The 13316-nt window shown below is 57.8% G+C and carries 10 protein-coding genes and 1 tRNA gene; 4 read left to right on the top strand and 7 right to left on the bottom strand.

Annotation, left to right across the window (positions count from 1 at the left end):
• Nucleotides 1–283 precede the first annotated feature (283 nt).
• Nucleotides 284–1180 (top strand): transposase family protein, encoded by an 897-nt coding sequence (locus ACEE43_RS01095; protein ID WP_449107948.1) that lies wholly within the window; start codon nt 284–286, stop codon nt 1178–1180.
• A gap of 317 nt (nt 1181–1497) precedes the next feature.
• On the opposite strand, the gene ACEE43_RS01090 is transcribed toward ACEE43_RS01095, so the two are convergent.
• Both ACEE43_RS01090 and ACEE43_RS01085 read right to left on the bottom strand, forming a co-directional pair.
• A protein-coding gene (locus tag ACEE43_RS01090) for an IS3 family transposase (protein WP_449122293.1) occupies nt 1498–2714 on the bottom strand; the annotation gives its coding sequence in 2 pieces (ribosomal slippage) (nt 1498–2435 and nt 2435–2714; 1218 coding nt in all).
• 178 nt (nt 2715–2892) lie between these two features.
• Nucleotides 2893–3084: a hypothetical protein gene (locus tag ACEE43_RS01085; RefSeq protein WP_449108081.1), complete on the bottom strand. Its 192-nt coding sequence runs from the start codon at nt 3082–3084 to the stop codon at nt 2893–2895.
• A 362-nt stretch (nt 3085–3446) separates the two neighbouring features.
• On the opposite strand from ACEE43_RS01085, the gene ACEE43_RS01080 reads away from it, so the two are divergent.
• A complete protein-coding gene (locus tag ACEE43_RS01080) occupies nt 3447–4100 on the top strand; it encodes a hypothetical protein (protein WP_449108082.1) in 654 nt (217 codons plus the stop codon).
• 369 nt (nt 4101–4469) lie between these two features.
• Entirely contained in the window at nt 4470–4820 is a 351-nt protein-coding gene (locus tag ACEE43_RS01075) for a helix-turn-helix domain-containing protein (RefSeq protein WP_449122318.1), read from the top strand.
• Here the strand turns inward: ACEE43_RS01075 and ACEE43_RS01070 are convergent.
• The 3 genes from ACEE43_RS01070 to ACEE43_RS01060 all read right to left on the bottom strand — a co-directional run bounded on the left by ACEE43_RS01070 (nt 4777) and on the right by ACEE43_RS01060 (nt 9288).
• Nucleotides 4777–4853 (bottom strand) — tRNA-Met (locus ACEE43_RS01070). The genes ACEE43_RS01075 and ACEE43_RS01070 overlap by 44 nt on opposite strands.
• 146 nt (nt 4854–4999) lie before the next feature.
• Nucleotides 5000–8035 (bottom strand): UPF0182 family membrane protein, encoded by a 3036-nt coding sequence (locus tag ACEE43_RS01065; protein WP_449108083.1) that lies wholly within the window; start codon nt 8033–8035, stop codon nt 5000–5002.
• Between the two features lie 167 nt (nt 8036–8202).
• Nucleotides 8203–9288, bottom strand: a complete 1086-nt coding sequence (locus tag ACEE43_RS01060; protein WP_449108084.1) for a YlbL family protein — start codon at nt 9286–9288, stop codon at nt 8203–8205.
• A 161-nt stretch (nt 9289–9449) separates the two neighbouring features.
• Between ACEE43_RS01060 and ACEE43_RS01055 the strand changes: the two genes are divergently transcribed.
• Nucleotides 9450–10832: a zinc-dependent metalloprotease gene (locus ACEE43_RS01055; protein ID WP_449108085.1), complete on the top strand. Its 1383-nt coding sequence runs from the start codon at nt 9450–9452 to the stop codon at nt 10830–10832.
• A gap of 30 nt (nt 10833–10862) precedes the next feature.
• Here the strand turns inward: ACEE43_RS01055 and ACEE43_RS01050 are convergent, their stop codons facing one another.
• Together ACEE43_RS01050 and ACEE43_RS01045 are read right to left on the bottom strand one after the other, a co-directional pair.
• Nucleotides 10863–11435 carry a M48 metallopeptidase family protein gene (locus tag ACEE43_RS01050; protein WP_449108086.1) on the bottom strand — a complete coding sequence of 191 codons (573 nt, stop codon included), beginning with the start codon at nt 11433–11435 and terminating at the stop codon, nt 10863–10865.
• On the bottom strand, nt 11435–13261 hold the full coding sequence (locus tag ACEE43_RS01045; RefSeq protein ID WP_449108087.1) for an ATP-dependent helicase: 1827 nt from the start codon (nt 13259–13261) through the stop codon (nt 11435–11437). Before ACEE43_RS01045 ends, ACEE43_RS01050 begins: the two co-directional genes overlap by 1 nt.
• Between the last annotated feature and the right edge of the window lie 55 nt (nt 13262–13316).

Genomic DNA, 13316 nt, shown 5'->3' with positions numbered 1-13316 from the left:
ACGCCTCGCTATAAAAAGCCTCTATGGAAACATCTTGTTCCTTTGAATCTCTTAGGACTAGCGCTGGGGCTTTTCATCTACTTCCTGCGACTCCAGTTCAACATAAATCTCTTAGTCAGAAATAGCACTGAAGACATAACTTTCTCCTGGACCGGTCTCTTGTTCTATGTAATACCCTGCGTACTAGCGCTCAATTTTTTTGGCTGGTTCGGCTACCTACAGGAAAATATTAGCGACGATAAAAACTAGCCCAGCACGCTCAGACAACTGCTAAGCACAGCAGTTGTTGATAAGATTCGAAAATATTTCTTCTCTAAGCAAGGGATTGAGGCTTATTCATAAGGGGTCCACACCCCACCCCCACCAACTAAACAACGGCCCCACCCGGCAGGTAATCTTGAGAATAAATCGCCAGAAATATTCTCAAACCACACCAGGAAAGACCGTTGCCACACCAGCGTACAACCGGGCTAACAGCCACGCAATTCGCCACACTCATCACAGCCCTCACCAGTCACCCCACCTGGACCAAACCAGACCAAAAACCCGCAGGCTCACCCTGACCCAGGCCCTAAAAATCACGCTGATCAGCTACCGACAGAACCTCACCCAAGAGACTCTCGCCCACCTCTTCGATATCTCACAGCCAACCATCTCGCGGACCATCAAAACCATCGAGAAGGCCCTAGAAAAGGCTCTCACTCCACTAGTCCCCAGCCTAGAAGTGAGCCTGAAACCACCTGGCTCTCTTGTGATTGACCGAACCCTTGTACCCACCTGGAACTGGCGCTCACAAGGGAAAAGAAATTTCTCTGGTCAGCATAAAAGAGCAGGATTTAACCATCAGGTGATCTGCACCCTCGATGGCAGGCTCTTAGCTATCACAGACCCGCTACCTAGGGCTAGAGATGATGCTTATGCCTTCAGAGCCCACGGGCTAGATCAGTTTCTTGATTCTTCGACTTTGGCTGATAAGGGCTACGTAGGTTTGGGACTGGCCACACCGACAAAGCGCAAGCCTGGGGTGAAGCTAACTAAGGAGCAGAAACGAAATAATCGGATGCTCAATCGGATTACGGGCGGTGGCGGAGCGGGTCATCGCGCTGGTGTTGCACCTGGCGGGTTCTGCGCACAGGCTTCAGGCGCCCGTTGGACTCGTATGGGCGGGTGTTTCCAGTAGTTCGCGGGTTGCTCTTTTTGGCTGCGGGGTACCCCTTATGAATAACCCTCAATATATCAACAACTACTTTTTTCTCATCAATTCAATAAAGAATCCTGTAGCTACCCACCTTTATAGCTAGCACCTTGCATTCAGAATTATCGGCAGTCTCTGATGGTGCAACTGCATCGCCGGTGGACACCTATACCCCTTAGCTACAAGGTAACCTCTGATTCTTTCTTCTGTTTCCGCCCCTGTAACCAAGCCTCTAACAACCACGCACACAGAATGATATGTACTGGGTTTCGGTCACACCCACCACCCAAAAAACTAACACATCACACAATATCAACTAAAACATCATCAACCACCTCCTGCGGAGTCCGATAACCAAGAGACGCATGCAACCGCCGCTGATTCCACCAGTACACCCAACCCGCCGTGGCAGCCTCCAACTGAGCAACCGAACCAAAGAACCGGCCACGCACCAGCTCAGCCTTATAAGCCCCATTCACCGACTCAGCCAGAGCATTATCGTATGAATCTCCAGTAGATCCTACAGACAACTGAACACCCAGCTGGATCAGCTCACGCGTGTAATCATCAGCAACATACTGTGAGCCGCGGTCTGAGTGATGCACCACCTGCGTCAAATCAGACCCTGACCGCCTGGCTTCAAACAAAGCCTGCTTGAGAGCCATCAGCGGCATGCCCAAGGTATGCATAGTCGAGGAAACACCCCAACCCACAATCTTTCGACTGAACACATCAGTGATGAAGGCCGTGTAGCAGAAGCCACTACCTGTGCGCACATAGGTGAAGTCCGCGACCCACAAGCGGTTCGGCGCTTTAGCGGTGAACTGGCGGTTGACCAGATCAGGGCGGCGATCAGGAGCCTTGGTAGCCCTGGTGGTCACAGGTTTACGGCCCCGATGCACACCCTGGATACCAGCTGCACGCATGAGCCGGTAGGTTTGGTCCCGGCCAATAGCCCAGCCTGCTCGTCTCATGGCCTGCCACATTTTGCGCACACCATAGACTCCGTAGTTCTCCTGGTGGATTTTGATCAGTTCAGGAATGAGGAGCTGGTCGGATAGTGACCTGGCTGAAGCGACACGGCTCATTGCGCGGTAATAGCCGCTGGCCGTCATGAAGCCACCGTCAAGGTGCTCGGATAGGACTCGGCAAATGGGCTCGACCCCGAAAAGATCCTTATAAGTGTTGATGTAGCGGATCATCATCGGGCCGGTCGGTCGAGCTCTGCTGCGAAAAAAGCTGAGGCTGTCTTCAGGATTTCGTTGGCCCTGCGTAGTTCCGCGTTTTCTCGTTTTAGGCGTCTGATTTCGGCCGCCGCGTCACTCGTAGTAGTGATTTCTTTGCCGGTGTCGAGGGCGGCGTTGTTGCACCAGCGGGCCAGAGTGTTGTGGGAAATTCCTAGCCGAGGGGCGATGTCTTTGATTGCTGCGGTTATGGACGGGGCGTCGGGGTGGTTCAGTCGGTCACCGACGAGTCGTACCGCTCGTTCTTTGAATTCTTGGGGGTATTTGTTGGGCATGGTTTTATTATTCCTTCCGGTGGGGTGTGGGTGGAAGGTGTGGACTGAACCCAGTACATATCATTGGATGATGTCTTGGGTGAGGGTTTTGAGTAGGGTGTCGCTGCTGAGGTCTAGGCCTTGTTCTTTGGCTTGGGTGATGAGGTTTTGGGCGAGTTGGTGTTCTGTTGTCATGGTGTTATTTTCTCCTGTTGGGGTTGGGAGGGTTTACACCGTTTTCCTGACAGTCCCGTGTGATGCCCTGGTTGATGGCGTTGGAGATAACGAGGCTGTGGCAGCTGGTGCAAATGGGGCTACGGGTGCCTGTGTAGGGTTCGGTGATGGTGGTGAGTTTGGTGGTGCCGGTGCAGAGGGTGGGGGCTTTAGCCATAGTGTGCTCTTTCGTCTACGTTTGTGGGGTTCGTAGAGGTATATGCACTTAGCAGGTGGTTTCGGCGGGCTGTTGCCGTGGTTTTTTGGAATTGTTTGCAGCTGCGTCTCACGTCGTATCATGTGATTTCATGTCATGTCATGTCATGTCATGTCATGTCATGTCATGTCACATGCTATTACAGCATGTCAGTGGCCAATTGGCGCAAAATGATACCTAATGATGCGATATAGCATGAAAGAAATAAAGTCATTTTTCTACAACAACTTCAATAAGCAACCTTGCTTCCAGTTCACCTACTTGATATTAATTAAGACGTACATCACAACGAAGTCCTGTACCTACAATCTATTGGAGTGATCATGCTTTCAAAGCTGACCCGTACCTTCCTAGTCACCACAACCAGCCTAACCCTCATGGCAGGTATACTCCCAGCGACCCATGCAACCGCAACAACATCGCCATCTACTACAGTCACTGCCAGCAGCGCCCCAGAAACAACTTCCCAAGCAACACCTGCCAGCCTCCCCTACAGACCTCTGGCAGATATCCGAGCCGAGTCCCTAGCTAAAGGCTTAGATGCTGAAGCAACTGAACTCGCCATCGAGCTTCAAAAGATTGTCAATGCATACCACAGCCTTCCCGACCATCTCAAAGATGCCCCCTACGATTCACCAGCTGTACAAGATGCCCTATTAGCAGCCACTTCCCCATCACTAGCTCGCGGGGCCACTGCAGGCGGGATTGACATTGGCAAAGCTAGCGCCTGTGCAAAGGCTGTTGTAACCACACTCGTCAAGAGGGGCACACCAATTGGTCAGATTTGGTCTCTCATTGAAACCATCGGAGGAGTTGTAGAATTCGCCCAGGGCATATCGCAAATCCTTGTCTCAGGGCAACAGGAAAATGCACAGCGTCTTGTCACGAATAAATGGGGGCCAGAAATGGGTTATCTGCTAGGCAAAATCTTTGGATATTATGAGATTGTTATGTCATGTAAGGATTTGAGAATCTAATGCCAGCTGACCCCAAAGACAATAAAACTCTGTGGCAGGAGCTGCTCCCATTAAACATTCTTGGTCTCGCTATTGGAACAATTGCATATTTCATTAGACTCCAGTTTAATATCTCGCTCTGGACTAAATTCGCAACTATCGAGGATACGACTTTCTCCTGGACCGAGCTAATATTTGTCTATATTCTTCCAGCTTTAGCAGTTCTTAACTTTTTTGGCTGGTTTGGCTATCTACAGAAGAATATTGGTAGAAATAAGGATTAGAGCTCTCCGCCACTGGACAAGGAAACCATATCATTCTGCATGACATGGAATGATATGGTTTCTTTTTATTTTACTTCCTCAGCCATAAACCCCTAGTCCCCTATCAATTGGGGTCAGCCAAGTTATTACTCGCAAAATCAAGCCAGCCCTAAGCCGAGAAGGTCTATCCCAGAAGGAGCTCGCTAATCGTCTTGGCATTAGCGCTGCTAATGTCTCACTCAAAATGCGCGCTGAGGTCTCGTTTACAATGAACGAACTTCTGAGCATTGGCGGGATTCTAAATCTCTCCCTTAGTGAGCTGTTGGGCGACTCACTTCTACTCTCTCGTGTACCTACTCCCGAATATATGGAAGACGAAAAGGGCAAGAAAAAAGTCGCCCCGATCGGATTCATACCGAACGGAGCGACTTACTTGGTTGCGGGGGCAGGATTTGAACCTGCGGCCTCCGGGTTATGAGCCCGGCGAGCTACCGAACTGCTCCACCCCGCGGCGACTCATATAACTATACGCACTTCCCGCAAGCAGTGCAAGCCAAAACCAGCTTTTGTGATGTACTCTACACAAAAGGACGCCACCTGCCCGCTGAGTGCGGGAGGCGGCGTCCTTATCTGCCCAGGGCTGCTACAGCCTGACTCCTAGTTGGAGGGCGAGGGGCTGGGGCTTGCCTCGGTGGTGGCAGTGCCCTCAATACCTTCAGCATCAATGGCGCGCTGCAAAGCCTCGTTCAGGCGGGTCTGGGCTTCACCGTAGGCGGCCCAGTCGCCGGCCTTCATGGCGGCGTCCGCGTCCTGCATTGCCTGGCGGGCGTCCTGCAGGGCACCGGTCAGGCTGGCGCTATCGGTGTTGGTAGCGGTACCGTCAGCTGCCTGAGCGGCCTCGGTTTCATCGACACCGGCATCGGCAGCGGTTTCAGCACCAGAGGAACCGCTAAAGAGCTCGTCCAGGGCTTCCTCCAGGGTGGGGGCAAAGCCGACCTGCTCGCCAAAGCCCACAAGGACGCGGCGCAGTGAGGGGTAGGCGGCATCACCGGAGGACTGCACGTAGACCGGCTGCACGTAGAGAATACCGCCACCCACGGGCAGGGTGAGCAGGTTACCGTTAATCACGTCAGAAGCACCCTGGCGCAGCAGGTTCAGCTCTGTTGATACAGCGGTATCTGAGTTGAACACGTTCTGAGCCTGGCCGGGGCCGGGAACAACCGACGAGCGGGGAAGCTCAAGCAGGGTCAGCTTGCCATAGCCTTCAGCCTTTTCGCCGTCCTTACCGGTACCGGCATCGCCATTGGCTGAAAGGAAGCCGTACATGACGTTACGGGTGTTGCTGTCTGACTGCTGGGGGATGAAGCTGGTGGTCAGCGAGAACTGAGCTGAGTCTTCACCCGGCATCTGCAGGGACATGTAGTAGGGAGGCAGGGGGCGGCCGCTGTCATTGGTGGGGTCGTTAGGAATCGACCAGCGGTCGTCCCCGTTGTAGAGGCTGCTTGCATTGGTTACGTGGTAGGCGTTCAGAATCTCTCGCTGTACCTTGAAGAGGTCCTGGGGGTAGCGCACGTGCTCAATCAGGGAAGCCGACATCTCGCTGTAGGGGCGCACCGTATCGGGGTAAACCTTCTGCCAGGTCTTCAGTACCGGATCTTGGTCATCCCAGGCGTAGAGGGTAACCGAGCCGTCGTAGGCGTTCACAGTGGCCTTGACCGAGTTACGGATGTAGTTAACCTGTTGGCTGGGCAGGGCCTGGGTTACGCCGGATGCGGTCTCTGAATCAGAGGTCGCATTATCAAGCTGGGCTGCCTGCGAGTAGGGGTACTGGTTACTGGTGGTGTAGGCGTCCACAATCCAGAGCACCTGACCGTCGATGATAGCCGGGTAGGGGTTGCCGTCTACGGTCAGGTAGGGGGCAACCTTCTTCACGCGCTCTGAGGGGTCGCGGTCGTAGAGAATCTGGGATTCGGGGCGGACGGCGTCCGACAGCAAGATATCTGAGGACTGGAACTTGATGGCGTAGGCCAGACGGTTAAAGGCGTTACCGATGACGGGGCCGCCGTTGCCGCTGAAGGTGTACTTGGCGTCCGCGCCGCTTTCGTCGTCAGCGGTCTGGGGGCGGTCAAGTTCTAGCGGTTCGTCCTCGGCGGTGCCACCCACGATGGAGTAGTCGGGTGAGCTCTGGCCGAAGTAGATGCGGGGCTCGTAGTCGCCGCTAATTGCACCGGTTGCTTGAATACCCGACTGGATAAACTTGGGCTTACCGTCGGCTTCAACCTGGTTGCCGTAGGCGGCGATGACGCCGTAGCCGTGGGTGTAGACCACGTGCTGGTTAACCCAGGAAGACCCGGCATTCTGGTCGGGGTTCAGCTCGCGGGCGGCGATAACGGTGTCGGTCTCTGTTCCGTCGATGGTGTAGCGGTCAACCGAGAGGTTCTGCCCAAACTGGTAGTAGGGGCGGAACTGCTGCAGCTGGGCAAATGCACCGGAGACCACGTTGGGGTCGAGCAGACGGATGTTAGAGATGGTCTCACTCTCACCGCGCAGGGCACCTGCTGCGGTGGATGTGGTGGCGTCGTAGTTCTGAACGTCGATCTGATCCAGGCCGTAGGCTGCACGGGTCGCATCGATGTTGCGCTGGATGTAGGGGGCTTCTGCGACCTGTTCGTTCGGCACGACCTGGAAGCGCTGCACAATCCAGGGGTAGATACCACCGGCTACCAGGGAGGCAATTACCAGCACGGCGGTGCCAATGATGGGCAGACGGAAGTTCCCGCGTACGGCTGCTAGGACGAAGAGGGCAGCGACCAGCAGGGAGGCAATCGCCAGAATCGCGTTGACAGGGATGATGGCGTTGACGTCGCTGTACATGGCACCGGCCCAGGAGCCAGACTGGTCCTGGGTTGCGTTGTAGCGGGCCAACCACAGGGTGATGCCGCGCAGCAGAATGAAGAGGGCACCGAGCACTGCGATGTGGCGGCGGAAGTGCACGGTGGTAGTGATACCGCGCTCCCCTACTACGATGCCGCCGTAGAAGTAGTGCATGACCAAAGCTGCCATCGCTGAGAAGATGATGGCGGTGCTCAGCAGGCCGGTCACCACATTGAGGAAGGGCAGGGTAAACATGAAGTAGCCCAGGTCGCGACCGAACTCGGGGTCTGTGGTACCAAAGCTTTCACCCTGGAAGAAGAGCAGGACGGTCTCCCACTGGGTCATCGCCCCACTACCGACGAAAGCGCCCAGAAGAACCGGCACAGCAATCAGAAGGACCTTGCGCATGCGCTCAATACCCTGGCGGTAGCGCTCCATATTCTGGTTGAAGAGGTCCTGCATATCGCCGTAGGGGTCGGGCACAGGGTTGCCGTTGGCATCCACTCGGGGGCCAGCAGAACGGCGGGGGCTGGGAGTCTGTAGTTGGCCGTGCCTATAGGCGTAGAAGAGGCTGGCCCAAACGGCGATACCTACAACGATACTTGCAACCAGGAAGACGGCACCGCGGGTCAGGTTTTGGGTGATGAAAACCTTGAGGTAGCCCAGCTGGTCATACCAGAGGACGTCGGTGTACACCTGGGTTGCAAAAACAAAGGCTACGACCAGGGCGGCAATGATTGCCACGGTCACGGTCAGCGGCCGGTTTCTACGTTGAGGAGCGCGTGATGATGAACGGGGAGGGGTGCTTCCGGTACTCACGGGTATCCTTCAGTTGTGTTTCGTGTCTGCCGCAAAGGTGCGGCCTGTGTGGTGGGTGACGCCGCACAGTGGGCGACGCTACATATAAGACACTATTTTGCCAAAGAAAGCTGTGAGTTTCGAGAGTAGGCTTAGCATTTCAGCTCTGGGGTGACCAGCCCCGCCCCTTAGGAACAGGTGGGGAAGGTTGCGGGGTCTTCGCCCTGGCCGATGCGGGTCACCGCGTCTACCGCCTCATCCAAAGTTGATACCTTGATGACGTTCAGACGACGGGGCACGTTACCGACCACTTCATCGCAGTTATCTGCCGGGGCCAAGAAAACCGTAGCACCGGCGTCCGCAGCTCCCCGCATCTTTTGTTCAATGCCCCCGATGCTGCCCACGGTGCCGTCCGCGTCGATGGTGCCGGTTCCGGCAAAGTGAATACCGCCGGTCATCTCACCTTCTGTCAGCTCATCGATAATGCCCAGGGCAAACATCATGCCGGCCGACGGGCCGCCCACTTCTTCGAGGCCGTAGTTGACGGTCATGGGGAACTCAAAAGAGCGGGCGATGTAGAGGCCCAGCACGTAGCGCTGCCCCTGCTCATTGTAGGAGGGGGTGACGGAAACGTCCTGCTCGCTACCGTCGCGAGTCAGGGTAAGGGTGACGGGCTGCCCGGCGGACGCGTTCACCCGCTCGGTCAGGTCGGTGTAGCTTGCCAGTGGCTCGCCGTTGAGAGCGGTAATCACGTCGCCCTCCTGGAGTATGCCCTGGCTGGGGCCACCCTCAACGGCACCTGACACCGTTAAAATTTCGGTGTAGTCGATACCCAGCTGGGTGAGGGCAGCCGCCTGAGCTACCTCCTGGGAGTTGGTCATATCGGCAGTGTTCTGCGCGGTGACCTGCTCGCTGGTTACTGAGGGATCGTAGATGAGGTCGCTGGGCAGCACCGCTGTAGAATCTTCCAACCAGGTTGCCAGCGCCTCAATCGCAAAGAGAGAAGTGTTGGGGCCGCCTGCAACCGATACCGTGGTCATATCGAGGTTGCCGCTTACCGGGTAGGTCTGGGCGCCCTCAATCTCAATCAGGGGCTTACTATCGAACTCACCAATGGTGTTGAAGGTAGGGCCGGGTGATTCGGTCACGAAATCAACCGGAATCACCAGCGAAAACATCGACAGGCCCAGGGCCCCCACCGCGCTCACCGTGCGCAAATCAGCCCGACGTTCACGGGGGCGGGTAGCTGCTTTGTCCCTCTTCGAAAAAACCATAGGACTAGCCTACTAGCAAAATCGCCCAGCCCAGCCCACTCCCCAGCAAATTCCCACTTGGCTCAGGGCTAAAAGCATCCCGGGGTACGCGACGAGGTCGGTAGGCTAGTGAGAAACAGTAGCGGCGGGCGCCGCAGCCCCCTATTGAAACGAGGCAGAACGTGACCAACAACCCCTACGACTCAGCTGGCCGTGACCCCCTTGAAGAGTTCCTCAAGAAGCTACAGGAGCAGGGGTTTGATCCGTCAGCCATGAACGGGGCCGCGGGCTTCGACGCCGATGCCCTCAAAAACATGGGTATCCCCCTCGACCCGGCCATGCTCTCGGGTATCTTCGCCCAGGTCAATTCGATGATGAGTGCCCAGTCTAGCGACGAACCCGTCAACTGGGATATGGCCAAGCAGCATGCCCGCCAGGTACTGGCCATGGGTGAAGACCCCTCGGTGACTTCATCCCAGACAGGCGCAGTCCGTGACGCTGCTGCCCTAGCAGATCTCTGGCTGGACCCCGTAACCATCTTCGAGCGTCCTGCCTTCGGTGTTGAGGCCTGGGCCAAAGCAGAGTGGGTTGAGAACTCCTTTGCCACCTGGAAGGACATCGCTGGCCCCGTTGCCGAAGAAGTCTCATCAGCCATGACCTCCTCTATCCAGCAGCAGATGCCCGAAGAAATGGCCGGCATGCTCGGCGGCGGCAATCTCTTTGCCGGTCTTGGCGGCATGATGTTCGGTATGCAGATGGGGCAGGCTATCGGCAAACTGGCCGAAGAGGTCGTTTCGTCCACCGATATTGGCATCCCGCTGGCCCAGGGGCGCTCAGCCCTGCTACCGGCCGGTGTTGCAGCCTTCGGCGAAGGCCTAGAAATCCCGGCCCAAGAGGTCATGCTCTACCTTGCCGTGCGCGAAGCTGCCCTGATTCGCCTGCACAAGACCAACCCCTGGCTGCGTGAGGACATCATTGACCTTATCAAGCGCTTCTCCCGCGGTATTCACGTTGATATTGAGCGTATGCAGGCAGCCGCTAACGACATCGACTTCGACCCCTCAAACCCCGAGGCCATGATGGACGCCTTCGCCGGCGACATGTTCAAGCCCCAGCTCACCGAAGACCAGCAGCTGGCCCTTGACCGTCTCGAAACCCTGCTGGCCCTGATTGAAGGCTGGGTCAGCCTCGTCACCGAGCAGGCCACCAAAAACCTGCCCATGGCCCCGCAGCTGGCTGAGACCATGGCCCGCCGTCGCGCCACCGGCGGCCCCGCAGAGCACGCTTTTGCCCAGCTCGTTGGTCTTGAGCTGCGCCCCCGCAAGATGCGCGAGGCCCTTGCCTTCTGGCGTCACTACGAAGAAAACCACGGCTTTGAGGCCCGCGATCAGCTCTGGGAGGGCCCCGAGACCCTGCCCACCGGCGAGGATCTGGATGACCCCGCAGGCTTCACCTCCCGCCGGGCCCTGCTCAACGCCAGCGAGGACGAGTTCGATGCGGCCCTCGAAAAGCTTCTGGCTGGCGGCTATGACGAGCCCGCTGAAGGGTCCGAAGACAAAGAATAAAGAGGCACGGGGTCTAGAGAAGAGTCTTCTCTAGGCCCGTCCTGCCTGCTGCGCCCGCTGCCCAAAAGTAACCCCTTCCAAAAAGCCCCGCGCTTTCTCAAGGTGGGGGTAGCGGGCTTCAAGGGCCCTAAAAGCCGGTGAATGGTTGGGCTCTAGAAAGTGGCAGAGCTCGTGAAAAATCACTGAATCCAGGGCGTACTCCGGTGCGCCCTGAAGTGTATGCGAGATGCGAATCGTGCGCTCAGCGGGGGTCGCTGAGGCCCAGCGCTGCTTCTGGTTGGTGACCCACCGGATTGAGAGCGGTTCTGGGGCTTCCGGCAGGTAGGTGGCTCGCAGGTAGTCAGCTCGCTCCCGCAAAAACTCATCGAGGGCACCCCGCTGGGCACCGGCGTCCTTACGGGCCCGGCGGGCCTCTACCTTAGGTAGCATGCGGCGCAGGTAGTCCTCGATCTCCCTGTCGGTGGAGGTGGCGGGGACCATCAGGCGCAGGCGTCCGTCCTTATGCGGCGCTAGCTGTACCGTGCGGGTGCGGCGGGTAGAGCGCACCACCTCAATCTCAGGGCGGGACGCCGTCGCGGGCAGAATCTCACGCGAGGTAGCCACTAGACCCCCTTGGGAGCGATGTCGTTGATAAAGCGGGAGCGCTTGCGCCCGGCCCGCCCGCCGGGGGTTCGCGAGCGCGACCAGCTCAAGGTCAGGTAGGAGCGGGCTCGGGTAATTCCGACGTAGAAGAGACGGCGCTCTTCGTCTACCTCGTCGCTGGTTTGGGCGAAGGAGATGGGCATAAGGCCCTCGTTGAGGCCGCACAGGAAGACTGCCTCCCACTCCAAGCCCTTGGCTGCATGAAGGGAGGCGAGGGTGACGCCGTTGAGGGAGGGAGCATCGCGGTGCTGGGAGCGCTGGATAAGCACCGCGACCAGCTCGTAGAGGGTGAATTCGGGGGGCAGGTCGGTGGCGCCGTTAGCGGACGCCCGCTCCCGCGCTTGCCTGCGCTCGTCGGCGAGGCGGTCGGCAAGGGACACCAGGGTTTCAAGGGACTCCCAGCGGGCTCGTTCCTGGCCGGAACGCTGGGGGGCTTTGGCTGACCAGCCCAGGTTTTTGAGGTTATCTCTCACGAGCTGGGTGACGCTGTCGGTGGCTTCAGCGCCCTTGGCTGCGCCCTGGAGCATGCTGATAGCGGCTCGGACTTCGGGGCGGTCAAAGAACTGTTCTGCGCCGCGCAGCTGATAGTTGATTCCGGCGTCGGTGAGGGCCTGTTCCAGGGCAGCTGACTGGGAGTTGGTGCGGTAGAGCACGGCGATATCGGCTGCCGGGACGCCCTCTTTGTCGATGAGGTCCTTGATGTCTTCAGCGATACCGATTGCTTCTTGCTCGTCATCGGCGTACTCAAACCACTCGGGTTTAGCCCCGGGCTCTCGCTGGGAGACCAGCTGCAGGGGCGGGGCCCAGGAGTAGCGGGTGGAGTCGGGCATCTGACGGCGGGCAGCTAGCAGGCGGTTGGCCAGGTCGACCACCTGCGGGGTGGAACGGTAGTCACGCACCAGCTTGACCACGGTGGCGCCCTCGAAACGGGTGCGGAATTCGAGCAGGTGGCGGCTGGTTGCACCGGCGAAAGAGTAGATGGTCTGGGAAGCATCGCCCACCACGCACAGGTCATCGCGGCGCCCCAACCAGGCATCCAGTAGGCGTTGCTGCAGGGGGGAGACGTCCTGGTATTCGTCCACCACGAAGTGGCGGTACTGCTGGTGAATCTGGGCGGCGATATCGGGGTTTTCCTCGATGATGGCGACGGTCAGCAGCAGGATATCTTCAAAGTCGATGACGTTGCGCTCGTCCTTAAGCTCCTCGTAGGTGCGCAGCAGGCGCACCATGTCGATGGGGCTGATATCTGCCGGCAGCTCCCGGTGGGCCAGGTGGGGCATGAGGGAGTCGGCCGTGAGCATAGAGACCTTAGCCCACTCGATTTCACTGGCGAGGTCGCGCACGATGGCCCGGTCGGTAGCCAGCCCTAGGCGGCGAGCTGATTCGATGATGAACTGGGACTTATTCTTGATAATCTCGGGTAGCGCCCCGCCGATGGCCTGGGGCCAGAAATAGCGTAGCTGGGCGAGAGCGGCTGAGTGGAAGGTACGGGCTACAACCCCGGCGGCACCCAGCTGGCGCAGGCGCACTTTCATCTCTTCGGCTGCCCGGATGGTGAAGGTGAGAGCCAGGACGGCCCTCGGATTGTAGCGGCCGATGGCGATACCGTAGGCGATGCGGTGGGTGATGGCACGGGTCTTGCCGGTACCGGCACCTGCCATCACGCACATGGGCCCGGCAAGTTCGGTAGCCACCCGACGCTGTTCGGGGTCAAGCCCCTCAAGGATAGTCTCGGGGTTGGGGGCAGACAGGGTAATGGGCTGGGCCCTGAGCTTATCGTGAATCATGGTGCTTCTCCCCTACCCTCGCAGTCCTTGTGGCCGGTAGCGGCCACGCCAGCTA

The sequence above is a fragment of the Rothia sp. 11254D007BW genome (genome assembly GCF_053548195.1).
This window is presented reverse-complemented; position numbering and strand designations above follow the sequence as displayed.

What these genes read in the sequence shown, in the direction of transcription:
- ACEE43_RS01085 (WP_449108081.1), bottom strand. Translation starts at nt 3,084, where the DNA reads ATGGCTAAAGCCCCCACCCTCTGCACCGGCACCACCAAACTCACCACC.
- ACEE43_RS01080 (WP_449108082.1), top strand. Translation starts at nt 3,447, where the DNA reads ATGCTTTCAAAGCTGACCCGTACCTTCCTAGTCACCACAACCAGCCTA.
- ACEE43_RS01060 (WP_449108084.1), bottom strand. Translation starts at nt 9,288, where the DNA reads ATGGTTTTTTCGAAGAGGGACAAAGCAGCTACCCGCCCCCGTGAACGT.
- ACEE43_RS01045 (WP_449108087.1), bottom strand. Translation starts at nt 13,261, where the DNA reads ATGATTCACGATAAGCTCAGGGCCCAGCCCATTACCCTGTCTGCCCCC.